This is a genomic window from Azospirillum sp. TSO5, assembly GCF_003116065.1.
In the GTDB taxonomy this organism is placed as follows: Bacteria; Pseudomonadota; Alphaproteobacteria; order Azospirillales; family Azospirillaceae; genus Azospirillum.
This window is the reverse complement of sequence record NZ_LGQY01000015.1, coordinates 18,446-42,593: the sequence shown is the minus strand read 5'-3', so window position 1 is coordinate 42,593 and position 24,148 is coordinate 18,446. Positions and strand designations below refer to the sequence as shown.

Below are 24,148 nucleotides of genomic sequence, written 5' to 3'. Positions count from 1 at the left end.
CCCTACCCCCCCCCCGCCATTGGCGGTGGAGGGGACTGCCGCCGCTTCGCAAAAGGCCCCCTCTCCCGCTGAAAGCGGGGGAGGGTCGGGGAGGGGGCAAGGCGCTTCGCCACTCCCACCTGAACTGGTATGACAGCCCTCTCCACCACCCTCTCGAACTGGCTGTCCCAGGGCGCCCCTGCCATCCTCGTCACCGTCGCCGAGGCGCGCGGCTCCACCCCGCGCGAGGAGGGGGCCGGCATGCTTGTGGGGCGGGAGTCCTGCGCTGGCACCGTCGGCGGCGGCCGCCTGGAATGGACCGCCATCGCCACCGCGCGGCGGATGCTCGAGGATGGCACCGCCGCCGAAGCGCTCGACCTTCCGCTGGGGCCGGCGACCGGGCAATGCTGCGGTGGGCATGTCGTGCTGCGTCTGGAGTGGGCCGATGCCGGCACTCTCGCCGCGTTGCGGGAGCGGGAGCGCCTGGCGCTGTTGGCGCGTCCGACCCTGCTGCTGTTCGGTGCCGGCCATGTCGGGCGTGCGATGGCGAGCGCCTTCGCTCCGCTGCCGCTGCGCCTGCTGTGGATCGACGGCCGGGCGCAGGAGTTTCCCGAAACGATCCCTGCCGGGGTGGAGCGCATCCTGACCGACAGCCCGCTCGACCCGCTGACGAGCGCGCCGGCCGGCGCGGGCTATCTGGTGCTGACCCACAGCCATGCGCTGGATTTCGAGATCACCGAGGCGGCCTTGCGCCGGGGCGATGCGGCCTATGTTGGCATGATCGGTTCGGCGACGAAACGCGCGAAGTTCGAACGCTGGTTCCGGGCGCGGGGGCGGGAGGTCAATGTATTGGAGGGGCTGACCTGTCCCATCGGTGCCGCGCTGACCGGCGACAAGCGGCCGGAGGTGATCGCGGCGCTGGCGGCGGCGGAACTGCTGGTGGCGTTGGCGCGTCCTCTCACCCCATCGCCTCGGCCCCCGACACCAGCTCGATCAGCTCATTCGTAACCTGCTCCTGGCGCAGGTGGCGCGCCGTGGCGGTCAGCTCGTCCAGCGTGGTTTCGATGTTGTGGCGGGCGGTCATCATGGTGGTGAGGCGGGCGGCATTCTCCGCGGCGAAGCTCTCCATCGCGGCGTCGGCCAGCAGGGCGAAGACATACTCGTCCACCAGACGGGCGATCAGCTCGCGCGGCGGCATGTTGATGAGCGGCGGCGCCGGCCGGGCACCGTCCCGCGGCAGGCCGAGCGGCAGCAGCGGCCGGCGCACCAGCTCCGGCGGCGCCCCGGCGTTGGTGCGGCCGTAGAGCAGCTCCACCCGGCCCAGCCGCCCGTCCGCCGCCGCGCGATAGAGCGCGTCGGCGATGCGCCGGGCGGTGGCGGTGACGGCATCGGTGTTGGTCGCCATCGCCGCGCACCAGGCGGGCGGACGGCCGCGCTCGTCCAGCAGGGCGGCGCCGCGCTGGCCCACCACCCACAACGCACAGCCGGGCGGGGCGGCGAGCGCCGCCTCGACCAGCCGTTCGGCGAAGGCGCCGACGAAGCCATGTTCCGGCGCGAACAGCACGAGCGCGGAGTGGCCGCGTCCGTTCGCCGGCCACTGCATCGGGGCGTCGTCCAGCAGCGTGGCCGCCTGGGCCAGCGCCCCGGCGATCACCTCGGCATAGGCGCGGGTGCCGGCCAGCGTGCCGAGCGCCTGCTGCAGCCGCATGGCGGCGAGCGAGCGCATGACATCGGTCACCGCCCCCAAATCCTGCACACTGGCCCGCCGCGCTTCGACTTCCGTCAGCCGTTCCGTCATGGCGTGGCTCCGCCAAGGCCGACGACCGCTTGCGCGATCAGGTCGCGCAATGCCGTCTTGGTGGCGTCGTCCAGCGTCTCGCCGATCTTCGGCGGGCGGGCGTCGGCAAGGGTGGCGAGTGCCGCCTGGAAGCGCGGGATCGCCTCCAGGGCCAAGCCATCCAGCGTGCCGTCGGCCAGCGCCAGCAACTGCGCCGCCTGGACCGCCAGCGGCCGGGGCGACAGGTGGCGCTGGGCCAACAGGGCCCGCATGCGCTGGCCGTGCGCCACCGCCTTGCGCGTCCGCTCGTCCACCAGTCCGCCGAAGCGGGTGAACACCTCCAGCTCCAGGAACTGGGCGTAGTCGAGCCGCAGCGGTTCGGCGAGATTGCGCAGCACCGGCGGCTGGGCCTTGCCGCCGACGCGCGACACGCTGCGGCCGATGTCCACCGCCGGCTTCTGCCCCTCGTAGAACAGCTTGGCGTCCAGGCAGACCTGCCCGTCGGTGATGGAGATCAGGTTGGTCGGAATGTAGGCCGACAGGTTGCCGCTCTGGGTTTCGGCGATGGGCAAGGCGGTCAGCGAGCCGCCGCCCTTGGCGGCCGTCAGCTTGGCCGCGCGTTCCAGCAGGCGGCTGTGCAGGTAGAAGACGTCGCCGGGATAGGCCTCCCGCCCCGGCGGGCGGCGCAGCAGGAGGGAGATCTGGCGGTGGACCGCCGCATGCTTCGACAGATCGTCGACGATGACCAGGGCGTGCCGGCCGCTGTCGCGGAAATGCTCGGCCATGGTGAAGCCGGCGTAGGGCGCCAGCCATTGCAGGCCGGGGGCGGAATCGGCGGCGGCGATGACGAACAGCGTGCGCGCCGCCGCACCGCCCTGGCGCACCGCCTCGATCGCCGCACGCACGCCCGACGCCTTCTGCCCGACGGCGACATAGATGCAGAAAACATCGCCGTCGGTCTGGTTGAGGATGGCGTCCACCGCGATGGCCGTCTTGCCGGTGGCGCGGTCGCCGATCAGCAACTCGCGCTGGCCGCGGCCGAGCGGAAACATGGCGTCGATGACCACGGTGCCGGTCAGCAGCGGCTCCGACACCGCCGCGCGCTCCGCAATGGTCGGGGCGGGACGCTCCACCGGCTCCCACCCTTCGGCCTCCACCGGCGGGCCATCGTCCAGTGGATTGCCCAGCGGGTCGACCACCCGCCCCATCAACCCATCGCCGACGGGCACGCGCAGCACCGTCCCGGTGCCGTGGACGGTACCGCCGGCCGTCACCTTCGCGGCGTCGCCCAGCAGGACGCAGCCGATCTGCTCGTCCAGATCCATGGCCAGCCCGGCGACGCCGCCGGGGAACAGCAGAAGCTCGTCCACCCGGACGTCGGGCAGCCCGGAGACATGGGCGATGCCGTCGCCGACCGACTCCACCCGCCCGACCGATTCCAGCCGCGCAGCCGTGTCCAGCCCGTCCAGCCGGCGCAGCGCGCCCGGCATCCAGGCGTCGAGCGCGTCCTCAAGCGAGGGCGTCGGCATCGCTTCTTGCGGAGTCATGACGGGTCATCTCCTCCCTCGCCTCGGACAGCGTCTGTTTCCAACTGCGGCGGACGACGCTGTGGGCAAAATGCAGTTCCACCCCGGCGATCAGCGACGGGTCCTCGACCTGCTCCAAGGCCACCGGTCGGCCGAACGCCGCCGCCAGCCGGTCGCGCGTCCGGGCGGCGTCCTCCGTCGGCAGCAATCCGGCGACGGCAAGGCGCACCGGCACCGGATCGATGCCGTCAACCAGTGCATGGCGTTGGGGGGCGCTTAGAGCCTCCACTGCGGCGCAGGCCTCTTCCAGCAGCGGGCGGGTCAGGGTCCCGGACGGGGCGTCGCGCAGCAGCCGGGTCGCCAGTTGGGTGCCGAGATCGGCGGCATGGCGCTGCAGCGCGTCCAGCGCCTGCGCCCGCTCGTCGGCCAACCGGCTGCGGGCCTCCTCCAGCGCGTGGTCGGCCTCGGTCCGCGCCTTCTCCAGCAGGGCGGCGCGTTCGGCCTCCGCTTCGACACGGGCGGCGGCGATCAGGCGGTCGCGTTCGGCGGGCAGGGCGGTGCGCTGCGCCTCCAGGGTCTGGCGCGCGGTCTCGGCGGCTTGGCGCGCCGCCTCGGCCTCGGTGCGAACCCGCTCGGTGGCGGCCTGCCGCTCGGCGATCACCGCCAGGATCGGGCGGTAGAGGAAGCGGCGCAGCAGCCAGACCAGGATTAGGAAATTGACCGCCTGGAGCAGAAGCGTCCAACCGTCGATGTGCATGGCGGACCTCGGAATTGCGGCACTCAGGCGAACGGGTTGGCGAACAGCAGAAGCAGCGCCACGACGAGGCAGTAGATCGCCATGGTCTCGATCATCGCCAGACCGACGAACAGGGTGCGTGACAGGGTGTTGGCGGCTTCCGGCTGGCGGGCGATGGCCTCCATCGCGGCGGCGACGGCGCGACCCTCCGCCAATGCCGGACCGATGGCGCCGACCGACACCGCCAGTGCGGCGCCCAGGATGCTGATGGCATGGACGTCCATGGTTTTTAGCCCTTCTCGATTGTTCCGACGGCGCCGCCGATGAAGACCGCGGCAAGAATGGTGAAGATGTACGCCTGGACGAGGCCCAGCAGCAGTTCCAGCGCCATCAGCGGCACCGGCACGAACAGGCCGGCCAGCGACAGCACGATGGCGATGACGAACTCCCCGCTCATCACGTTGCCGAACAGGCGGATCGACAGCGAGAAGGCGCGCGTCAGCTCCGACAGCAGGTTCAGCGGCAGCAGCAGCGGGGTAGGGTGGGCGAAGCCCTTCAGGTAAGACCACAGGCCACGGCGGCGGATGCCCAGCGCCTGCGATGCCAGCAGCACGACCAGCGCCAGCGCCACCGCGGTCTCCAGGAAAGCGGTCGGCGCCTTCATGCCCGGCACCAGCCCCGACAGGTTGGCGACCGCCAGATAAAGGAACAGCGTGCCCAGCAGCGGCAGGAAGGGGGTGGCGTCGGTCTGCATCGTCTCGGCGATCTGGCGGCGCAACGTCTCCACCACCAGTTCCAGCACCGTCTGGACCGGGCCGGGCCGCTCCACCCGCAGCCGCCGGGTCGCCAGCGCCGATCCCAGCACCATCACCGCCATCAGTCCCCAGGTGGCGACGACCGGCAGCGTGACCGGGACCGGACCCAGCAGGAAGACCACCGGCGTCGTCAGAGGCGATTCGGTCATGGCGTCCCCTCCTGCGCCCGCTTTTCCCGGCGAACCACAACGGCGCGGGCCAATTGGAAGCCGGCAAGCATCGCCAGCAGCGCCTCCGCCCCGCCCCAGAGGGCGGCGATGGTGAATCCGGCGGTGGCGCCGGCCAGCCGAAGCAAATAGAGCGGCACCGCCCGGCGGACCCCGCCCAGCGCATAGAGCCGTGCCGTCGCGGCCAGCCCGCGGAAGAACAGGACGCCGAGCGCCAGACCGGCCAATGCCCCGGCAACGACAGGGACAAGGAAGGGGACGGTCGTCATGTCAGCGTTCCTGTTCGATACGGTTCCAGGCGAGCCATCCGCCGAGCACCACGCCCGCGAACAGCAGCGCTGCCGTCCAGAAGATTCCGCCGCCGGCCCGCTCGTCGAGCCAGCGCCCGGCGAACAGGCCGGCCAGCGTCGGCACGATCACCAGCCAGCCCAGCGCCCCGATCAGGGCGAGATTGCGGCCCATCGGCCGTTCGCCCTCGCGCAGCCAATGCTCCCGCCGTTCGCGCTGGCGGCGGACGCTGCCGGAAAGCGGATCCTGCTCGTCGGTCATGGTGCTTCCTCCCCGCCGTCGGGGGTCGGTGCGAAGGGCCCGCCGGGATTCTCCGAACGGCGGCGGTCCGGGCGCAGATAGGCCAGGATGTGGCGGATCGCGGCCAGATGCATGCGGCGGGCGCCGGATCGCGCCTCCCCCTCCTCCTCCACATTGCGGCGGAAGCGGGCCAGCACGTCGCGCTCCAGCGCGCGGAGGTCGTCGCCCGGCACCGCCTCGCGCGTCGCCACTGCGATCTTCGCGCCGTCGCGGATGGTCAGCACCCCGCCGCGCACCGCGCAATGCCCCTCCCGCCCGTCGGCGCCGCGCCAGCTGATGACGGAGATCGCCAGGGCGGTCAGCAGGTCGGCATGGCCGGGCCAGATGCCGAAGGCGCCGCTGGCATCCTCCGCCCGCAGATGGCGGAGGCCGGTGAGCTGGGCGGCGACGGAGGTCGGCGTGGTGATGATGAGGGAGAGGTCGCTCATGCTCCCCTCCCGGCGCTGTCGCGCTCGCGGACCTGATCCAGGGTGCCGGTCATGAAGAAGGCGCTTTCGGCCCAGTCGTCGCAGTCGCCGTCCAGTATGGCGCGGCAGCCCTTCAGCGTTTCCTCCAGCGGCACGCTGACGCCGGCATGGCCGGTGAAGGCCTCCGTCACCATGAAGGGCTGGGTCAGGAAACGCTGCAGGCGGCGGGCGCGGCGCACGGCCAGACGGTCGGCGGCGCTCAGCTCCTCCATGCCCAGCAGCGCGATGACGTCCTGCAATTCGCGATAATGGGCAATGGTCTTGCGCACCTCCTCCGCCAGCCGGTAATGCGCCTCCCCCACCACCAGCGGGTCGAGCAGGCTGGAGGTGGAGGTCAGCGGATCGACCGCCGGGTACAGCCCCTCCGCCGCCATGGCACGCGACAGCACGATGGAGCTGTCGAGATGGCTGAACAGTTCCGCCACCGCCGGGTCGGTGAAGTCGTCGGCCGGGACATAGACCGCCTGGATCGCCGTCACCACCGCGCCGGGGGTGGAGGCCACCCGCTCCTCAAGCTCCGCGATCTCGCTGGCGAGCGTCGGCTGATAGCCGACGCGCGACGGCAGGCGGCCCAGCAGGCCCGACACCTCGGCACCGGCCTGGACGAAGCGGAAGACATTGTCCATCAGCAGCAGCACGTCACGCCGTTCCTCGTCGCGGAAGTGCTCGGCGATGGTCAGCGCGGTCAGGCCGACGCGCCAGCGCGCACCCGGCGGCTCGTTCATCTGGCCGAAGACCAGCGCGGTGCGGTCGAGCACGCCGGAGCGCTGCATCTCCTCCCACAGTTCCTGCCCCTCGCGGGAGCGTTCGCCGATGCCGGCGAAGACGGAGATGCCGGTGTGGCGCTCCACCATCTTGCGGATCAGCTCCATCACCAGCACGGTCTTGCCGACCCCGGCGCCGCCGAACATGGCGGCCTTGCCGCCACGGGCCATCGGGGCCAGCAGGTCGATCACCTTGATGCCGGTTTCCAACAGGTCGCGGCGCGGACTGCGGCGGGCGAGCGGCGGCGGGGCGCGGTGGATCGGCGCGCGCGGGGTGTCGGGCGGCAGTTCCGGCCCGTCGTCGCGCGCCAGCCCCATGACGTCGATCAGCCGGCCCAGCACCGCGTCGCCCACCGGGGCGGTCAGCGGGCCGCCCGTGGAGCGCGCCGGCGTGCCGCGGCGCAGCCCGGACGTGCCCTGCAGAGCGATGGCGCGCGCGGTTCCGGCGTCGAGATGGCTCTGCACCTCCGCCACCAGCCGTTCGGGGCCGTCCCACAGGATCTCCACCGCATCGAACAGCGGCGGCAGCGCCGCTTCCGGAAAGCGGAGGTCGATGACCGAGCCACGGACGGCGACCACCTGCCCGGTGGCCGGATTCGCGGTGGCCGGAATCTCGGTGGCAGGGGCGGCAGGTTGGTCGGCGGACGGTTGCGTGGAAGGCTGAACGGACATGGTCACTCCGGCCGGTTGGGCGGGACGGGAACCGTGCGGGATGGTGGCGGCCACGGCAGCGCCGCAGGATGAGGCCTCCCCGACCTTCCCCCGGCGGGCGGGGGAAGGGGCGCCAGGATGCCTCCTTTGGATGTTTCCGCCGGGGAAACAACCGCCGGGGGCGGCGCCATCGGGGTGGAGGACAATACGTCAACCAGATCGACCACCAGACCTCAGCATAGCCCCCTCCGCCGTGTCGCTGCATTGCGTCAAATCAAACCCTGCCCCTATTGAATCGCTCTGACGGGCTCGTGGCCGGCGGGAATGCCGTCGGCCTGGATGGTGATGGCGACGCGGCGGTTGCGTGCCAGCGATGCCGGATCGCTGCCGGCGGACAGCGGCCGGGTATCGGCGAAGCCCACCGCCGACAGCCGGTCCGGCGGCAGCCCCAGTTCGATCAGGCGACGGACCACGCTGGCCGCCCGGCCGCCCGACAATTCCCAGTTGGAGGGGAAGCGGCGGTTGGCGATCGGCGTGGAGTCGCTGTGCCCCTCCACCACCACCTCGCCACGGGTCGCCGCCAGCGTCGGGGCCAGCCGACGCAGCAGCCCGTCGCCGCCCGGCGTCAGGTCGGCCTGTCCGGGGGCGAAGAGGATGCCGTCGCCGATGACGATGCCGACGCGGTTCTGCTGCACGTCGACCGCCACGCTGGGCGGCACGCCCAGCTTCGCCAGGGCTTCGCGCCACCGTGCCGCGACCAGATCGGGGGCTGTCACCGCCACCTCGTCGTCGTCCAGGCGCGGGCGTGGGTCTGGCGGTTGGATGGGCTCTGGCGGAGCCGGCTGGGGAACCATGGCCGGTTCCGGCTCGTCGAACAGGGGCGGGAGCGTCGAGGTCGTGTGGAGCGCGACGGCGGGCGTTTCCGGCTGTGGCGTGGTCGGAAGCTGGTCCTTCAGCGTGGTGATCGCCAGCAGCATGACGAACACCGACAGCAGGAGCGTGACGAGGTCGGAGTAGCTGAGCAGCCAGATCTCCTGGTCCTCATCCGCCGCTGCGGGCAGCAGGCCGCCGTTCGATCCGAAATTGGTCGCCCAGGTGGGGGTGGCGAGGTCCTGCGCGTCGTCCGGCGCCAGTTCCCGGTCCCGCACCCCATCGTCAGGAGGTGCCATGGAGTTCGTCCCCGCGCTCGCGCACGAACTCGGCGAGCGCTTCGGCGATGACCGTCGGCGAGCGGCCGAGACGCACCAGGATGATGCCCTCCAGCAGCACGTTCAGCATCGCCACGCGCCGCGCCGTGCGCTGTTCCAGCTTGATGGCGATCGGCTTGAAGACGAGGTTGGCCAGCACCACGCCGTACAGCGTCGCCACCAGCGCCACCGACATGTGCTCGCCCACCTGCGAGATGGTGGCGGTGCCGAGTTGCGCCATCATGCCGATCAGCCCGACCAGAGTCGCCAGCAGCCCGAAGGCGGGCGCCAGTCCGGCCAGGGTGCGGTACAGGCGCGACTGCACCGACTCGCGCTCGATCAGCTTCTGGATGCGCCAGTTCATCACATGGAGGATGTCGTTGACCGGCGTGCCGTCGGCGATCAGCTGCAACCCCAGCCGCAGAAAGGGACTGCCGGCCTTGGTCCCCTGTTCCTCCGCCCGCTGGATCTGTCCGCGCTGATAGAGGCGGGCGAAGGCCACCAGCTCCGCGATGTCGGGGGCGATGGACTCGTCGTCGCGGAAGATCGCGCGGAGCGAGGCCAGGGCGGCGTGCAACTCGCTGGCCCGGAAGGCCATCAAGGCGGCAACGGTAATGCCGCCGGCGATGATGACGGCGCCGGTCGGGTTCCACAGCGCCTCCATCCCATGGCCGATGCCGATGTAGGACAGCAGCCCGAAGGCCCCGACAAGCCCGAAAACGGTGGCGTTCAGCAGGCGGGGAGAGCGGGAGGTCGCCGCGGCGGGGATGGGCTTCGCGGGTGTTTGGCTGGGCGCTTGGACGGACATCCGACGCCTTCGTCGTTCGTTAGCATTTTAACTATTAGGAACCCGTAATGACCGGCTGTCAATCGCGGGGAGCGGATGCCTGCGCTGTGCGGCCGTCAACCGCGCCCCAGTAGCCGGCCGAGCAGGCCAGGGCGGGACGGGGGTGCCGGCTCCACCATTTCCACCATGGCAGGGGCGGCCTCTTCCGGTTCTTCCGGCTCTTCCGGTTCCTCGGCGACAGGGCGGGGCTGGATCTCGGGCAGGCCGTGGGGAGAGGCGGCGGCGGCATCGGCTGCGCGGCCTTGGAAAAGTGTGACCCCGGCGGCGCGCCCGGTGTCGAGGGCCATGGGCTCGTCGCAGCGCCACAGCACCAGCCGCCCGGTACCGAAGCGGGCGACCGCGGCGGAGAGTTTGTCGGCGGCGCCGGCGGCTCCATGGATCCATTGCGTCTTGATGAAGACGGGTTCCAGCCCTGCCAGATCGAGACTGTCGAGGGCCGCCAGCGGCATATGGTCCAGCGCCACCGCGAATCCGGCATCGGTAAGGCGTCCCGCCGCCGCGACCACCTGGGACGGGGCGAGGGTGAGTTCCCAGCAGGGAAGCTCGGCGGTGATTCGCCCCCGCATCTCCGTCGGGATGGCGCGGGCCAGCTCTTCGAAGTCGTCGTCCAGCACCGTCGCGGTGTGCAGATCGACGGTGAAGGGGCGGGGATCGCGGGCGCGGTCGCGGGCGATATGGCGTAACAGCCCGCGGTCGAGACGCACCGCCACCTCGTGCCGCAGCCAGGAATCGCGCCGAAGCGACAGCGAGAGGCGGGATTCCAGCTCCTCCAGAGACACCGCCAGTTCGGTAGCGACCACGGCGGGGCGCTCGGCAGCGAAAGACCAGATCGGCTGTTCGCGGACGATGCTGTCGACATCGGCACCGTGCAGCACCCGCTCCACCTCCAGCAGATGGGCGAGCGCCGCGGTGGGCGCGCGCTCCGCCGCCTCGCGCAGGGCGGCGGTGGCGTCATTGGGGAACAGGTCGGCGAAAAGCCGCTCCATCTCCGTCGCCACGTCGTAGCGGGTGGCGTGGAGCGTGCCGAAGCCGTGGGACAGCAGCATGTGGCCCAGCGCCTTCGCCCCGGCGTCGAGCAGCGGCCCGGCATCGGCCGGCGCCAGGATCAGCAGGCGGGGACCGGCCAGCCGGAACACCTCGCGCGGCTGGCTGCCCAGCCAGCTTTGCAGATAATGGTCGAGCGTCATGGCGAAGCGGGGATCGCCGCCATGTTCGATCCCGCGCAGGTCGGCCAGCAGGGCCGCCAGCGGTTCCGGCGCCGCCCGCAGGGCTTGCAGGCGTGCCAGAACCGAATGACCTGCCGCGTCCGCCATCGCTTCCCTCGATTTCACCTTCGCTGCCGGAGTGTCTCGCCGGTCGAACAGGGCCGCAAGGGGCGATGACGCCGCGGAGGCCGAGACCCGGCCGTCGATCAGCCCATGATCTCGAACTTGATGCCCTGGGCGAGCGGCAGCGCGGAGGAGTAGTTCACCGTCGCGGTCTGGCGGCGCATGTAGGCCTTCCACGAATCCGACCCGGACTCGCGGCCGCCGCCGGTCTCCTTCTCGCCGCCGAAGGCGCCGCCGATCTCCGCACCGCTGGGGCCGATGTTGACGTTGGCGATGCCGCAGTCGGACCCGGCGGCCGACAGGAAGCGCTCCGTCTCACGGATGTCGGTGGAGAAGATGCAGGACGACAGGCCCTGCGGCACCGCGTTCTGCAGCGCGATGGCCTCCTCCAGCGTGTCGTAGGTCATGACGTAGAGGATCGGCGCGAAGGTCTCGTGACGCACCACCTCGGTCTGGGCCGGCATCTCGACGATGGCCGGGGTGACGTAATAGGCGTTGGGGAAGCGGTCGGTCAGCGTGCGCTCGCCACCGGTCACCGTGCCGCCCTCGGCCTTCGCGGAGTCCAGGGCACGCTGCATCGCCTTGAAGGCGTCGGCGTCCACCAGCGGACCCATCAGCACGCCGGTCTCCAGCGGGCTGCCGATCGAAACCGAGCCATAGGCCGCCTTCAGGCGTGGCAGCAGCTGGTCCTTGACCGAGCGGTGGACGATCAGCCGGCGCAGCGTGGTGCAGCGCTGGCCGCAGGTGCCGACGGCGGAGAACAGGATGGCGCGCAGAGCCATGTCGAGGTCGGCCGACGGCGCCACGATCATGGCGTTGTTGCCGCCCAGCTCCAGGATCGAGCGGCCGAAGCGTTCCGCCACCACCTTTGCGACCTCGCGGCCCATGCGGGTGGAGCCGGTTGCCGAGACGATGGGGAAGCCGGGGTGGGCGACCAGCGCCTCGCCGATCTCACGGCCGCCCTGGACGACCTGGGACAGGTTGGCCGGCGCGTCGCCGAAGCGGGCGACGGCGCGGTCGAAGATCACCTGACAGGCGGCGGCGGTCAGCGGGGTCTTCTCCGACGGCTTCCAGACGACCGGGTCGCCGCAGACCAGCGCCAGCGCCGCGTTCCACGACCACACCGCCACCGGGAAGTTGAAGGCGGAGATGACGAGGCAAGGGCCGGCCGGGTGCCAGGTCTCGCGCATGGTGTGGCCCGGGCGCTCAGAGGCGATGGTCAGGCCGTAGAGCTGGCGCGACAGGCCGACGGCGAAGTCGCAGATGTCGATCATCTCCTGCACTTCGCCCAGGCCTTCCTGGTAGATCTTGCCGGCTTCCAGCGAAACCAGACGGCCGAGATCCTCCTTGGCGGCGCGCAGCTCCTCGCCCAGCAGGCGGACCAGCTCGCCGCGGCGCGGGGCCGGCACGGAACGCCACGCCTCGAAGGCGCGGGCGGCGTTGGCGACGATGTCCGACACCTGCGACGGCGCGGTCTCCGCCACCGTGGCGAGCGTGGCGCCGTCCACCGGCGACCGGGCGGTGAGACCGGCTTCGCTGGAGGTCAGGCCGAAACGGGAGAGGATGTCGCTGTGCTGCACCGGGGTGGCTCCTTGGGTCAAAAAGCGAGGCGTTACTGAGGATCCGGGATCCTCCCTCTCCCCGGGGGGAGAGGGGACTAACGGGTCGAAGGGCTAAATCACTTCCCCTTCCCCGCCGCGCGGATCTCGGAGAGCGTCCGGGTCGGGGTCAGGGCTTCGGGGTCGAGCTTGATGTGGATGATCGCCGGCAGGCCCGACGCGCGGGCACGCTCGAAGGCCGGGGCGAACTTGTCGGTGGTCTCCACCGTCTCGCCATGGCCGCCATAGGCGCGGGCGAAGGCGGCGAAGTCGGGATTCTGCAGCCGGGTGCCGGACACACGGCCGGGATACTCGCGCTCCTGATGCATGCGGATGGTGCCGTACATGCCGTTGTCGACGACCAGCACGATCACGGCGGCCCCTTCCTGAACGGCGGTGCCGAACTCCAGCCCGGTCATCTGGAAGCAGCCGTCGCCGGCGAAGCACAGCACGTCGCGGGTGCGGTGCTGCAGCTTGGCGGCGATGGCGGCCGGCAGGCCGTAGCCCATGGATCCGCACACCGGTGCCGCCTGGGTGCCGAAGCGGCGGAAGCGGTGGAAACGGTGAATCCAGGTGGCGTAGTTGCCGGCGCCGTTGGTGAAGATTGCGTCATGCTCCAGCCGGTCTTCCAGCCAGGCCATGATGCGGCCCATCTGCACGTCGCCGGGGATGGAGTCGGGTGGGGTGCTCCAGGCCTCATAGGCGGCGTGCGCGGCCTCTGCGCGGGCCTTCCAGTCCGGTTTCGCGCTCAGGCTCAGTTCCGCCACCGCGTCGAGGAAGGCGGCCGGCGTGGCGACCATGCCCAGCGAGGGGCGATAGACGCGGCCGATCTCTTCGGCACCGGGGTGGATGTGCACGATGGCCTTCCCCGGATCGGGAATGCCGAGCAGGTCGTAGCTCTGCGACGGCACTTCGGAGAAGCGGTCGCCCAGCAGGATCAGCAAGTCGCTGTCCCTGACCAGAGCCGTCAGCTTCGGGTTGATGCCCAGCCCGATGTCGCCGGCATAGAGCGGGTGGCAATGGTCGAACAGCATCTGGCGGCGGAAGGTCACCGCCACCGGCAGCGACAGCTTCTCGGCAAAGCCCTGCAGCGCCGCGACCGACTCCGCCGTCCAGCGGGAGCCGCCGACCACCAGAAGCGGCCGTTCCGCCTTGGCCAGCAGCGCGCCGAAGGACGCCAGTTGCGCCGGCGTGGGGGCGCACTCCACCGGTTCCGCCCGCGGGGCGATGGCGACGTCCGCGGTCTCGGTCAGCGTGTCTTCCGGCAGGGCCAGCACCACCGGGCCGGGGCGGCCGGCCATCGCGGTGTGGAAGGCGCGGGAGATCATCTCCGGCACGCGGTCGGCGCTGTCGATCTCGGCGACCCATTTGCACATGCCGCCGAACAGCTTGCCGTAATCCACTTCCTGGAAGGCGTCGCGGCCGCGCATGCCGCGCTCGATCTGGCCGACCAGCACGACAAGCGGGGTTTCGTCCTGCTGCGCGACATGGATGCCCGACGCGGCGTTGGTGGCGCCGGGACCGCGGGTGACGAGGCAGACGCCGGGGCGGCCGGTCAGCTTGGCCTGCGCCTCCGCCATCATCGCGGCACCGCCTTCGTGGCGGGCGACGACCATCTCGATCGGGCTGTCGTGCAGGGCGTCCAGCACGGCGAGATAGCTCTCGCCCGGCACGCCGAACACCCGCCGCACGCCTTGCGCCTCCAGCGCTTCGACGACCAACTGACCACCGGTCTTCATCGCGATGCCGCCCCGCCTGTTCAGGATCTCCAGGATAGCGAGCGTGCCGTGCCGTGCGCCAGGGCGCAAACGACTTTCTTTCCACAGGTCATGAGCTTTGGTAATGAAGGGGCATGGATCTGCAGCGCCGCCTCCTCCCCTCGATGAGCATGCTGACCGCCTTCGAGGCGGCGGCCCGCACCGGCAGCTTCACCGCCGCAGCGGCCGAGCTGTCGCTGACGCAAGGCGCGGTCAGCCGGCAGATCAAGGCGTTGGAGGACCAGATCGGCACCCCGCTGTTCACCCGCAAGGGCCAGCGGGTGACGCTGACCCCGACCGGGGCGCTCTATGCCGATCCGATCCGCGACGCCCTGCGCCAGATCGCGGCGGCCACCGTGCGGACCATCGCCGCGCCCAAGGGTGGCGTGCTGAACCTTGCCATCCTGCCGACCTTCGGCACGCGCTGGCTGGTGCCGCGGCTGCCGGCCTTCCAGGCGGCGCACCCGCAGGTGACGATCCACTTCACCACCAAGCTGGCGCCCTTCGATTTCCGGCTGCATGACCTGGACGCCGCCATCCATTACGGCTTCGGCGACTGGCCCGACGCCGTCTGCGACCATATGCTGGACGAGGAGGTGCTGCCGGTCTGCTCGCCCGCCTTCCTCAAGGCGCATCCGGTGGCGGAGCCTGCCGACCTGCTGTCCTTGCCGCTGCTGCACACCAGCACGCGCGCCGACGCCTGGAACGAGTGGCTGTCGGCCCAGGGGCTGCCGCCGCGCCCCGGTGCCGGCATGGTGTTCGAGCAATTCGCCACCACCGCCCAGGCGGCGGAGGCGGGGCTGGGCGTCGCCCTGCTGCCGACCCTGCTGGTCCGCGCCGAGCTGGACGACGGCACCCTGGTCCCGGCCATCGACCGGCCGCATCGAAGCGCGCGGGCCTATTACCTCGTCCACCCCCGCGGCAAGGCCAACCACCCGCCCTTCGCCGCCTTCCGGCAGTGGCTGCTGGCGGAGGCGCGGGGGGAGCAGTCCCCCGCGTAGTTCACACCGCTGCCAGCTCCCCGATCCCGTCGCCGTCGCGCCGCACCGTCAGCCGGCGGTCGTGGAAGGCGGCGAGGCTGGGGCGGTGGCCGACGCTGACCAGGGTGGTGCCGGGAAGGCGTGCACGCAGCAGGCCGTAAAGCCGCTCCTCCGTCTCCGGATCGCAGGCGGAGGTGGCCTCGTCCAGATAGAGCCAGTCGGGCTTGTGCAGCAGGGCGCGGGCGATGGCGATGCGCTGCTGTTCGCCGCCGGACAGACGCTGCGTCCAGTGGTCCTCCTCGTCCAGCCGATCGGCGAAGCCGGCCATGCCGACGGCGTCCAGCACCTCGCGCACCGCCTCCGCCTCGAAGGCGTCGGGAGGGGCGGGATAGGTGACGGTGGCGCGCAGGGTGCCGATGGGCAGATAGGGCTTCTGCGGCAGGATCATGCTGCCGTTGACGGTGGCCGTGCCGCCGGCAGGCAGGGCGATGCGGCCGCGGCCGAAGGGCCAGATGCCGGCGATGGCGCGCAGGATGGTGCTCTTGCCCGACCCGGAAGGGCCGGTGATCAGCAGGGTGTCGCCCGGCTGCACCGTCAGGTCGGCGCGGACCAGCGGCGTTCCGCTGGTGGGCAGGGTCAGGGCCAGCCCGTCAAGCGTCAGGGCGCCGTCCGTGGCCGCCGCGCGCTCCACCCCCGCATGGTCGCGGCCGGCGGCGCGCACCGCCTGTACCGCATGGTGGAAGCCGGTCAGACGGCTGGTGGTGGCGTGCCAGTCGGCGAGGTTCACGTAAGCGTCGATGAACCAGGACAGCGCGCCTTGCACCTGCCCGAAGGCCTGGGAGGTCTGCATCAGCGAGCCCAACGGCAGGGCGCCGCTGAAATAGCGCGGGGCGGCGACCAGCAGCGGGAAGATGACGGCGATCTGGCCATAGGCGGAGGTGAACCAGACCAGCCGCTTCTGCGTGCGCATCAGCGACCACCAGTTGGCGACGACGCGGGCGAAGCGGTCGCCGAAGCCGCGCGCCTCCTGCGCCTCGCCCTGTTGCAGGGCGACGCTCTCGGCATTCTCGCGCAGGCGGACCAGGGCGAAGCGGAAGTCGGCCTCGTAACGCTGCTGGTCGAAGCTGAGCCGGGCCAGCGGCTTGCCGATCCGGTGGGTGATCCAGGTGCCGGCGACGGCATAGACCAGCGCCACCCAGACCATGTAGCCGGGAAGGTCGATGCCCAGCCACGGGATGGTGACCGACCCGGACAGGCTCCACAGGATGGCGAGGAAGGAGACCAGCGAGATCAGATTGGTGAGGAAGCCCAGTGACAGGCTCAGCGTCAGCTGGACGAAGCTGCGCAGATCCTCGGCGATGCGCTGGTCGGGGTTGTCGGTGCCGGTGTTGGCGAATTGCAGTCGGTAATAGGTCTGATTCTCCAGCCAATCGCCGAGATAGCGTTCGGTCAGCCAGCGCCGCCAACGGATCTGCAGCATCTGGTTCAGATAAAGGCGATAGACGGCCACCGCGATGAAGACCAGCGCCAGCCCGCCGAACACCAGCAGGGCATGAATGAAGCCGCTCTGGTCCTTCTCCTGCAGCGCGTTGAAGATGTCGGCGTTGATCTGGGTGAACCAGACCTCCATGAACACCGCCGCCAGATTGAGGACGACGATCGCTGCCAGCAGGCCGCGCGCCGCCCATTTCTCCTCCGACGACCAATAGGGCTTGGTCAGGCGCCAGACGTCGGACAGGAAATGGCGGGCGGCGGACAGGCGTCCGGTGGGAGCGGGCGGGGTGTATGCACGCGCGGGCATCGGTCGGGCACTCGCAAGCGGTCAGCACATGATCTGCCGATTACCACCCTTTGCCGCGCCGGAGGCATGAATTCGCTGTCACTTGCCCCGGATCATGTCCCAACTGGCCATCAGGGCGCCGCCGGCGATCAGCCCACAGGCGGCCCAGACGCTCCAGCCGCCGCTAGCCCGCCCGAACAGGATCAGCAGCAGGGTGGAGGCGGGCGGTACGGCGTAGGACAGCACGCCCAGCGCCCGGATGTCGCCACGCTTCATGCCGTGGTCCCAGGCGAAGAATGCCAGCCCGTCCGGTCCGAGGCCGAGAGCCAGCAGGACCAGCCAGCCCAGCGCCTCCTGCGGCCAGACGGTCGCCTCCTCGAACAGCAGGTGCCCGGTCAGGCCGAGCAGGGCGGTGACGAGGCAGAAGCCGCTCACCGCCTCGGTCGGGACGGAGCCGAAACAGCGCGACAGCACGGAATAGGCGCCCCAGATCAGTGCCGCCGCCAGCGCCGCGCCATAGGCGGGCAGATTGCCCCCCAGGCTGCCGGCGTCCAGGTGCAGCCCGCCGCCGCGACCCGACACGATCAGCGCCGTCCCGGCCAGCCCGCACAGCGCCCCCGCCACATGGGCGGCCTTCAGCCACTCCCCCGGCAACAGTGCGGAGAACAGGACGATGCAGAGCGGCCAGAGATAGTTCAGGAGGTTGACTTCCACGGCGGCCGTCGGCGCCAGATGGAAGGCCAGGAACAGGCAGGCGTGATAGCCGAACAGCCCGCCGACACCGACCAGCCAGACAGGCAGGGGCTGGCGCAATGCGCCGATGACGCTGCGCCCGCGCAACGCGGCGACGGTGCTGCCGGTCAGGAAGGCCAGCCCGAAGGCGACAGCCACCAGCTGCAGCGGCGGAATGGCGCTGGACATTGAGGTCAGCAGCGCCGCCGTCGACCACAGCAGGATGGCGATGGCCCCGATGCCGGTGGCGCGCCGGACCTCCGCGACAGGCGGGGCGGCGGGCGACCGGGGCAAGGTGGGAGTGGGAAGGGCGGAATCGGAAAAGGCGTCGGCGCTCATGCGCGGGTGCATAGCCTACGGGGTGGCCGGCCGCAATGGAGGTTGGGCGCGGCCTCTTGTCACCCGATGCCGGTCAGGGTGCCCACCCGGCGGCCCAGCGGTGGGTGAACCCGGCCTCCCGCTCCAGCATGCGGCCCAGGCGGATCAGGCGCCGTTCCTCGCCCGGCCGGGCGATCAGCTGAATGCCGAAGGGCAGGCCGTCCCCCCCATCCGAACCGCCAACCGGCAGGGTCAGAACCGGGAAGCCGATCAGCGTCACGACGGCGGTGACGCCGATATAGTCGAGGATGGTCTCCACCGGCCGGCCGTCGATCACCGTCACCTCGCCGTCCTCGTTCGGCCAGGGCAGCACGCCGCAGGCCGGGGCGGCCAGCACGTCGATCTCCTCGAACAGGGCGACGAAGCGGCGGTAGAGCGCCGTGCGGGCGGCCTGCGCCTCCAGATAGGAGTCGGCGGTGATGCCGGCGCCGGCCTCGATGTTCCAGCGGATGGTGTCGGTCAGCGCCTCGCCATGCTTGGCCAGCATCGGGCCGAAGGCGTGCCGGGTCTGGGCGGCGCGTAGCGTGCGGAAGGTCGCCATGGCGTCGCTGCAGTCGGGATGCCGGCGCGCCACCGGCCCGGCGGCCCGCTCCAGCCGCTCCACCGCTTCGGCGAAGCATTCCCGCACCGCCTGGGAGACGGTGGCGAAGCCGAAATCGGCGGTGGCGCCCAGTCGCGTCTCCGATCCGTCGTCGCGGTCGCCGAACAGGGAGGTCGGGTCGCGCAGGTCGCTGCCGGCCATCGCCGACAGCAGCAGCGCGCAGTCCGCGGTGTCGCGCGCCAGCACGCCATGGGTCGCCAGCGTGTCCCAGCCCAGCGCGCGGCCGGGTGCCGGAATCAGCCCCGGCGTCGGCCGGATGGAGGCGATCCCGCAGAAGCTGGCCGGGATCCGCACCGACCCGCCATAGTCGGTGCCGTGCGCCAGCGGCGCCATGCCGACTGCGACCGCCGCCGCCGACCCGCCGCTCGACCCGCCGGAGGTCAGGACGGGATCGGCCGGGTTGCGGGTCGGGCCATACAGGCGGTTCCGGCAGATGGCGCCGAAGCCGAATTCCGGCGTGTTGGTCTTGCCGATGACGATGCCGCCCGCCGCCTCGATCCGCGCCACCGCGATGTCGCTGCTGGCCGGCACATGGTCGGCATAGAGCGCCGAGCCGTAGGTGGTGCGGATACCGGCGGTGTCGGTCAGATCCTTCACCGCCACCGGCAGCCCGTGCAGCGGCCCGACAGGCGCCGGTTGGGCGTCCAGCGCGTCGGCGCGGGCCAGCGCCGTGTCGGCGGCGACGGTGATGAAGGCGGACAGCGCCGGTTCGGCCGCGGCGATCCGCGCCAGATGCACCTCGACCGCTTCGCGCGCCGACAGCTCCCGCTTCGCCAGCCGTTCGGCCAGGGTGGCGGCGCTTTCCCGCCACAGGGCGTTGGGTTCCTGGTTCACGCATCCCTCCCATTTCCGGCCATCTGATTTTGGGGCGGACGGTAGCGCGAAACCGGTGGTGCGCCCAACAAAGTACCGGGCAGGGCAGGGCTGCGTCAGCGCTGCTGCCCGGCCGAGGCGCGGCAGTCGTTCAGGATGTTGCCGACCGTCACCCGCTCACGCTCGTCCATGCTGAGGTTCCAGCGCGCCTTCACCAGAATCCAGTCGGCGACATAAAGGCAGATGCCGTCGCGCTTCGGCGGCAGCCAGTCCTCCGGCCCCTTGGAACCCTTGGCGCGGTTGGCCTCGCGGCTGGAGACCAGCAGGGTCAGCGGGTCGCTGGTGTCGTTGGCGTAGGCGGCGCGCTTCTCCCGGCTCCAGTCGTAGCCGCCGCTGGCATAGGCCTCCTCCAGCGGAACGCGGTGGTCGATATCGACCATCTGCGGGTCGGTGTAGCGTTCGCCGGTGTAGGGATCGAGCCAGTCGCCGGACTTCACGCCGCAGCCCTTGGCGTCGAGCGTCGCCGGGCGGCGGGAGTCGCGGATCAGCACCTTCTCGCGCGCATTTAGGCAACCGCCCTCCAGCGCCAGCCAGTGCGGCCAGTCCTCGCGCTGGTAGCCGCGTCGTTTCTCCGGCTCCACCCGGATGCCGTCGAGCTGCCGAGCGACATCGGCATAGTCGATCTTGTCGGTGGGTTGGGCGACGACCGACGGCGGTGGTTCGGCCTGCTCCTGCTTGCGCGGCTGGCGGGGGCGGTGGGTCTCCTGCCCCAGCAGGCGGTCGAGCGTGCCGGGCGGGATGATGTGGACCCGCTCGGCCACCGCGACGACGGCGAGGACCGCCAGGATGACGAACAGCGCCCGCAGGGGCAGGGAACGGCGGCGGGCCATGCTTCATTCACCTTGACGACTGCACCCTCTCCCTCATACCCGCCTATGGCACCGCCCTCAAGGCATACGGCCGGTCAGGGTGGCGCTCAGGCCCTGGAGCAAACCGACCTGGCACATGGTGTCGAAGGTGGAGCGCATCAGTGACGGGTCGCCGATCGACACGCGGATGTCGCCGGCCCGCGGTTCGGTGTGGCGGCGGCGGACCTTGCTGTTGCACAGCTCCTGCAGCACCTCCAGCAGCATCACCAGCGAGGTCGCGCGGCCGGTGCAGAGGTTGTAGACCTGCGATCCGGCAAATCGCCGCTCCATCGTCAGCGCCAGGATGCGCACCACGTCGCCGACGAAGACGAAGTCGCGGACCTGCTGGCCGTCGCCGTGGATCTCCACGTCCTCGCCGCGGGCGACCCGGCGGGCGAAGATGGAGATCACGCCAGAATAGGGCGACATCGGGTCCTGCCGCGGGCCATAGACGTTGAAGAAGCGGAAGCCGACCGTTGGCACCCCCTGGATCGCCCAGGCAACGCGGGCGTGCATCTCGCAGCCCAGCTTGTCGACGCCATAGGCCGACAGCGGGCGCGGCAGCTCGTCCTCCTTCAGCGGGGTGTTGGTGTTGTCGCCATAGACGGCTGCAGAGGAGGCGTAGACCACCGGGATCGGGCTGCCGCGCTTGGCGTCGCGCGCCGCCTCGAACACGGTGACTGTGCCCAGCAGGTTGGTGCGGTGGGTCTCCGCCCACAGCTCCCGCGATTTCTGCACCGATGCGACGGCGGCGAGGTGGAAGACGCCGTCCACGCCGTCGCCGGAATCGCCGGCCATCGCCTCGCGCACCGCGTCCGGATCGGCGACGTCGCCCACCACCAACTTCGCGGCGCTTGGCTTGTTCTCCAGCCGGCCGCTCGACATGTTGTCGAGAATCGTCACCCGGTGCCCGTCGGCGAGCAGCCGGTCGGCCAGATGCGAGCCGATGAAACCGCAGCCGCCGGTGATGAGGTAGTGCGCCATGGTCGTTCCCGAGCCCTTCCGTCGTTGCACCGGCGTTGCCGCACCGCAGCGGGGCCGCCGGAAATCCCTTCCAAGAGTCGGGACACAACCAACAGTCTGCCAGACCATCTTCGGGATAGGGCGGCGCCTCAACCGGGGAACCGCCCCCGCCCGTCCGGCGACCGCAGGGGCGAATCGGTCCCGTTTCCTCCATGACGGTTTCGGGACAGGCAGGACCGATGGTTCAACAGGCTTATCCACCACCTTGTCCACGGTTCTGTGGATAACCATGGTCAAGCTCGCGAGGTTGGAACACGCGTCGGGCCGGTCACACTGGTGCAGAAATGCTGCGGTGTACGAACGGTTTCTTGGCCCGAACCTTTGCTGCAAAGCACAAGAGCAGCCCATGCAAAAAGCCCCACCGTGGCGGTCGTGCCACGGTGGGGCTTTTTGAAGAGGGTGGAGCAGGGCTGTGGATTAAGGCCCGGCTCGCGCTTGTTCGACCTCAGCCCTGCTTGGGACCGAGAACCTCCGCCTTCACGGTGGCGAATGCCCAGTCGAGCCAGGGCAGCACCGCCTCCATGTCTTCGTTCTCCACCGTGGCCCCACCCCACAGGCGCAGGCCGGGAGGCGCGTCGCGGTAGGAACCGGCGTCGAAGGCGGCCTCCTCCTTCTCCAGCAGGGCCGACAGCTTCTTGGCGAAGGCGGCCTGCGCCTCCTCCGTCAAAGCGGTCACGTCGGGGTCGGTGAAGCGCAGGCAGATCGAGGTGCAGGAGCGGTTCGCCGGATCCTTGGCGAGGAAGCCGGCCCAAGAACTGGTCTCCTCCCATTCGGCGACGATGCGCAGGTTCTGCTCCGACCGGCGGATCAGCTGGGTCAGGCCGCCCAGCGACAGGGCCCAGCGCAGGCCGTCGATGGCGTCCTCGACGCAGAGCATCGACGGCGTGTTGATGGTGTCGCCTTCGAAGATGCCTTCGATCAGCTTGCCGTTCTTGGTCAGGCGGAAGATCTTCGGCAGCGGCCGGTCGGGCTGGAAGCTCTCCAGCCGTTCGACGGCGCGCGGGCTCAGCACCAGCATGCCGTGCGCCGCCTCGCCGCCCAGCACCTTCTGCCAGGACCAAGTGGCGACGTCGATCTTGTGCCAGGGCAGTGCCATGGCGAAAGCCGCCGAGGTGGCGTCGCAGATGGTCAGCCCTTCGCGGTCGTCGGCGATCCAGTCGCCGTCGGCCACCCGCACGCCGGCGGTGGTGCCGTTCCAGGTGAAGACGACGTCGCGGCTGAAATCGACCGCCGACAGGTCCGGCAGCTCGCCATAGGGGGCGATCAGGTTGCGGACGTCCGGCAGCTTCAGCTGCTTGGCGACATCCGTCACCCATTCCTTGCCGAAGCTTTCCCAGGCCAGCATGTCGACGCCGCGGGCACCCAGCATCGACCACAGCGCCATCTCCACCGCGCCGGTGTCGGAGGCGGGGACGATGCCGATGCGGTAGTCGCCGGGGATGCCCAGCACCGCGCGGGTGAGGTCGATGACCTCCTTCAGCTTGGCCTTGCCCGGCTTGGAGCGGTGGGAGCGGCCGAGCAGCGCGCCGTCCAGCGCGTCGAGCGACCAGCCCGGACGCTTCGCGCAGGGACCCGAGGAGAAGAGCGGAGTGTTGGGCCGGCGGCTGGGCCGGCTGGCGCTGCTGGCAGTCATGGAGCGAACTTCCTGTCCCGGAACGGGAATGTGCGGAGGTCCGGACCTTAAAAGCTGCGCCTGCCGCCGTCAATCTAGGGACACGGCGCAGGACGCGGAACCCTGCCGTGCCGATTGCTCACTTGGTGCGGCCGATCTTGCCGTTGCGATAGGTCCAGGCGGCCTCGCCCCCGCCGCCGGGCTGCGGCATCGAGATGGTCAGGACATCGTTGTCGATGGTGACCTGGGCGGCGTCGCTGCAGGACCCGAAGGGATAGGAGACCAGCGGCTGCGGCCCGCCGACCTCCAGGATGCGGAAGCGGGTGGGGCAGTCCTTGGCGCCGGTGTCGGCCTGGAACAGGGCGATCCAGCGGTCCTTCAGGGAATAGGCGCCGACGAAGGACAGCATGTCGCTCTCCTTGTCCTCGAACACGGGCTTGTCGTTCACCGACACCTGGGTGTGCTTCGGTCCGATGTCGGTCATCGTCAGCACGGTGTTGCCCAACGCCGCCATCAGGCGGGGCTCGGCCGCATCGGCGGAACCGGCAACCGTGCCGGCGATCCCGAAGGCGATGGAAAGGCTGCCCACCATCGCGGCGCACACACTAAGAACCCGCAAAGCCCGTCTCCCTGGCTGCTGCGCCCCGGCGGGGGCGGCTTTACCGAACGGGGCGCACCATAATGCGGGGAGCGCTCTGCCGGAAGCCGTCCTTTTCGCCGGGTGGGCCGTTGCGTCAGCGCCGGAAGCGTCAGCGCCAGGTGCGTCAACGAATGTTGACGCTGAGGCCGAAGCCGGGGACCACCGGCGGCGCGTAGACGACGGGCGGCGGGGCATAGATCACCCGCGGCTGCGGCGCGTAAACGACCGGGGGCGGGGCGTAGACGACGGGCGGCGGGGCGTAATAGGCGCCGCGCTCGCGCCAATGGCGGTGATGGGGGCGCTCCCAGCGCCAGTCCGGTCCGCCGCGGCCGGGGCCGTACCATTCGCGGCCATGGTCGCCCCCCCGTCCGCGCCAGTCATCGTGGGCGGCGGCGGGGCCGACGGTGGCGCCCAGCATCGATCCGGCGACCAGAGCGCCCAGAACCACGGCTTTCAATCCAAAACCAAAGCGGCCAGTCATTCCGGCGTCCTCC

At 70.7% G+C, this 24,148-nt stretch carries 24 protein-coding genes; 2 read left to right on the top strand and 22 right to left on the bottom strand.

Going from position 1 to position 24,148, the window contains the following annotated elements; translation table 11 throughout:
- Window positions 1-129: 129 nt before the first annotated feature.
- A complete protein-coding gene (xdhC, locus tag TSO5_RS03800; protein WP_109150323.1) occupies window positions 130-987 on the top strand; it encodes a xanthine dehydrogenase accessory protein XdhC in 858 nt (285 codons plus the stop codon).
- Here xdhC and TSO5_RS03795 read toward each other — a convergent pair.
- The 14 genes from TSO5_RS03795 to TSO5_RS03730 all read right to left on the bottom strand — a co-directional run bounded on the left by TSO5_RS03795 (window position 938) and on the right by TSO5_RS03730 (window position 14,169).
- Complete coding sequence (locus TSO5_RS03795) at window positions 938-1,777, bottom strand: FoF1 ATP synthase subunit gamma (RefSeq protein WP_109150322.1); 840 nt, start codon at window positions 1,775-1,777, stop codon at window positions 938-940. The two genes, xdhC and TSO5_RS03795, sit on opposite strands and share 50 nt — an antisense overlap.
- Entirely contained in the window at window positions 1,774-3,303 is a 1,530-nt protein-coding gene (locus TSO5_RS03790; RefSeq protein ID WP_109150321.1) for a F0F1 ATP synthase subunit alpha, read from the bottom strand. The genes TSO5_RS03795 and TSO5_RS03790 overlap by 4 nt, the downstream gene beginning before the upstream one ends.
- Window positions 3,266-4,039, bottom strand: coding sequence for a hypothetical protein (locus tag TSO5_RS03785; protein WP_109150320.1), 774 nt, complete (start codon window positions 4,037-4,039; stop codon window positions 3,266-3,268). Before TSO5_RS03785 ends, TSO5_RS03790 begins: the two co-directional genes overlap by 38 nt.
- 23 nt (window positions 4,040-4,062) lie before the next feature.
- Complete coding sequence (locus TSO5_RS03780; RefSeq protein ID WP_012977203.1) at window positions 4,063-4,302, bottom strand: F0F1 ATP synthase subunit C; 240 nt, start codon at window positions 4,300-4,302, stop codon at window positions 4,063-4,065.
- 5 nt (window positions 4,303-4,307) lie between these two features.
- Complete coding sequence (locus TSO5_RS03775) at window positions 4,308-4,982, bottom strand: F0F1 ATP synthase subunit A (RefSeq protein ID WP_109150319.1); 675 nt, start codon at window positions 4,980-4,982, stop codon at window positions 4,308-4,310.
- Window positions 4,979-5,269: an ATP synthase subunit I gene (locus TSO5_RS03770; RefSeq protein ID WP_109150318.1), complete on the bottom strand. Its 291-nt coding sequence runs from the start codon at window positions 5,267-5,269 to the stop codon at window positions 4,979-4,981. The genes TSO5_RS03775 and TSO5_RS03770 overlap by 4 nt, the downstream gene beginning before the upstream one ends.
- A 1-nt stretch (window position 5,270) precedes the next feature.
- Window positions 5,271-5,549, bottom strand: a complete 279-nt coding sequence (locus TSO5_RS03765; RefSeq protein ID WP_109150317.1) for an AtpZ/AtpI family protein — start codon at window positions 5,547-5,549, stop codon at window positions 5,271-5,273.
- Window positions 5,546-6,016 carry a F0F1 ATP synthase subunit epsilon gene (locus TSO5_RS03760; protein WP_109075489.1) on the bottom strand — a complete coding sequence of 157 codons (471 nt, stop codon included), beginning with the start codon at window positions 6,014-6,016 and terminating at the stop codon, window positions 5,546-5,548. Before TSO5_RS03760 ends, TSO5_RS03765 begins: the two co-directional genes overlap by 4 nt.
- Window positions 6,013-7,491 carry a F0F1 ATP synthase subunit beta gene (atpD, locus tag TSO5_RS03755; protein ID WP_109150327.1) on the bottom strand — a complete coding sequence of 493 codons (1,479 nt, stop codon included), beginning with the start codon at window positions 7,489-7,491 and terminating at the stop codon, window positions 6,013-6,015. The genes TSO5_RS03760 and atpD overlap by 4 nt, the downstream gene beginning before the upstream one ends.
- 266 nt (window positions 7,492-7,757) lie before the next feature.
- On the bottom strand, window positions 7,758-8,639 hold the full coding sequence (locus tag TSO5_RS03750; RefSeq protein WP_109150316.1) for a flagellar motor protein MotB: 882 nt from the start codon (window positions 8,637-8,639) through the stop codon (window positions 7,758-7,760).
- A complete protein-coding gene (locus tag TSO5_RS03745) occupies window positions 8,626-9,465 on the bottom strand; it encodes a MotA/TolQ/ExbB proton channel family protein (protein ID WP_109150315.1) in 840 nt (279 codons plus the stop codon). Before TSO5_RS03745 ends, TSO5_RS03750 begins: the two co-directional genes overlap by 14 nt.
- A gap of 95 nt (window positions 9,466-9,560) precedes the next feature.
- Entirely contained in the window at window positions 9,561-10,817 is a 1,257-nt protein-coding gene (locus TSO5_RS03740; RefSeq protein WP_247870577.1) for a hypothetical protein, read from the bottom strand.
- A 98-nt stretch (window positions 10,818-10,915) separates the two neighbouring features.
- Window positions 10,916-12,412: an aldehyde dehydrogenase family protein gene (locus TSO5_RS03735; RefSeq protein ID WP_109150313.1), complete on the bottom strand. Its 1,497-nt coding sequence runs from the start codon at window positions 12,410-12,412 to the stop codon at window positions 10,916-10,918.
- A gap of 98 nt (window positions 12,413-12,510) precedes the next feature.
- The gene (locus TSO5_RS03730) at window positions 12,511-14,169 is read right to left on the bottom strand and encodes a thiamine pyrophosphate-binding protein (protein WP_109150326.1); all 1,659 of its coding nucleotides are present in this window, start codon (window positions 14,167-14,169) and stop codon (window positions 12,511-12,513) included.
- A gap of 113 nt (window positions 14,170-14,282) precedes the next feature.
- Here TSO5_RS03730 and gcvA point away from each other — a divergent pair, with 113 nt between their 5' ends.
- On the top strand, window positions 14,283-15,188 hold the full coding sequence (gene gcvA, locus TSO5_RS03725; protein ID WP_109150312.1) for a transcriptional regulator GcvA: 906 nt from the start codon (window positions 14,283-14,285) through the stop codon (window positions 15,186-15,188).
- Between the two features lies 1 nt (window position 15,189).
- Here the strand turns inward: gcvA and TSO5_RS03720 are convergent, their stop codons facing one another.
- From TSO5_RS03720 to TSO5_RS03685, 8 genes are all read right to left on the bottom strand, one after another.
- A complete protein-coding gene (locus TSO5_RS03720) occupies window positions 15,190-16,968 on the bottom strand; it encodes an ABC transporter ATP-binding protein/permease (RefSeq protein WP_109150311.1) in 1,779 nt (592 codons plus the stop codon).
- Between the two features lie 78 nt (window positions 16,969-17,046).
- The gene (locus TSO5_RS03715; RefSeq protein WP_109150325.1) at window positions 17,047-18,018 is read right to left on the bottom strand and encodes an EamA family transporter; all 972 of its coding nucleotides are present in this window, start codon (window positions 18,016-18,018) and stop codon (window positions 17,047-17,049) included.
- A gap of 73 nt (window positions 18,019-18,091) precedes the next feature.
- A complete protein-coding gene (locus TSO5_RS03710) occupies window positions 18,092-19,492 on the bottom strand; it encodes an amidase (RefSeq protein ID WP_109150310.1) in 1,401 nt (466 codons plus the stop codon).
- A 95-nt stretch (window positions 19,493-19,587) separates the two neighbouring features.
- Entirely contained in the window at window positions 19,588-20,361 is a 774-nt protein-coding gene (locus TSO5_RS03705; RefSeq protein ID WP_109150309.1) for an HNH endonuclease family protein, read from the bottom strand.
- Between the two features lie 57 nt (window positions 20,362-20,418).
- A complete protein-coding gene (locus tag TSO5_RS03700) occupies window positions 20,419-21,363 on the bottom strand; it encodes an SDR family NAD(P)-dependent oxidoreductase (protein ID WP_109150308.1) in 945 nt (314 codons plus the stop codon).
- Window positions 21,364-21,847: 484 nt separating this feature from the next.
- Window positions 21,848-23,035 (bottom strand): phosphoserine transaminase, encoded by a 1,188-nt coding sequence (locus TSO5_RS03695; protein WP_109150307.1) that lies wholly within the window; start codon window positions 23,033-23,035, stop codon window positions 21,848-21,850.
- A gap of 118 nt (window positions 23,036-23,153) precedes the next feature.
- Window positions 23,154-23,606 carry a hypothetical protein gene (locus TSO5_RS03690; protein WP_109150306.1) on the bottom strand — a complete coding sequence of 151 codons (453 nt, stop codon included), beginning with the start codon at window positions 23,604-23,606 and terminating at the stop codon, window positions 23,154-23,156.
- Window positions 23,607-23,778: 172 nt separating this feature from the next.
- Complete coding sequence (locus tag TSO5_RS03685; protein ID WP_146203679.1) at window positions 23,779-24,135, bottom strand: hypothetical protein; 357 nt, start codon at window positions 24,133-24,135, stop codon at window positions 23,779-23,781.
- Between the last annotated feature and the right edge of the window lie 13 nt (window positions 24,136-24,148).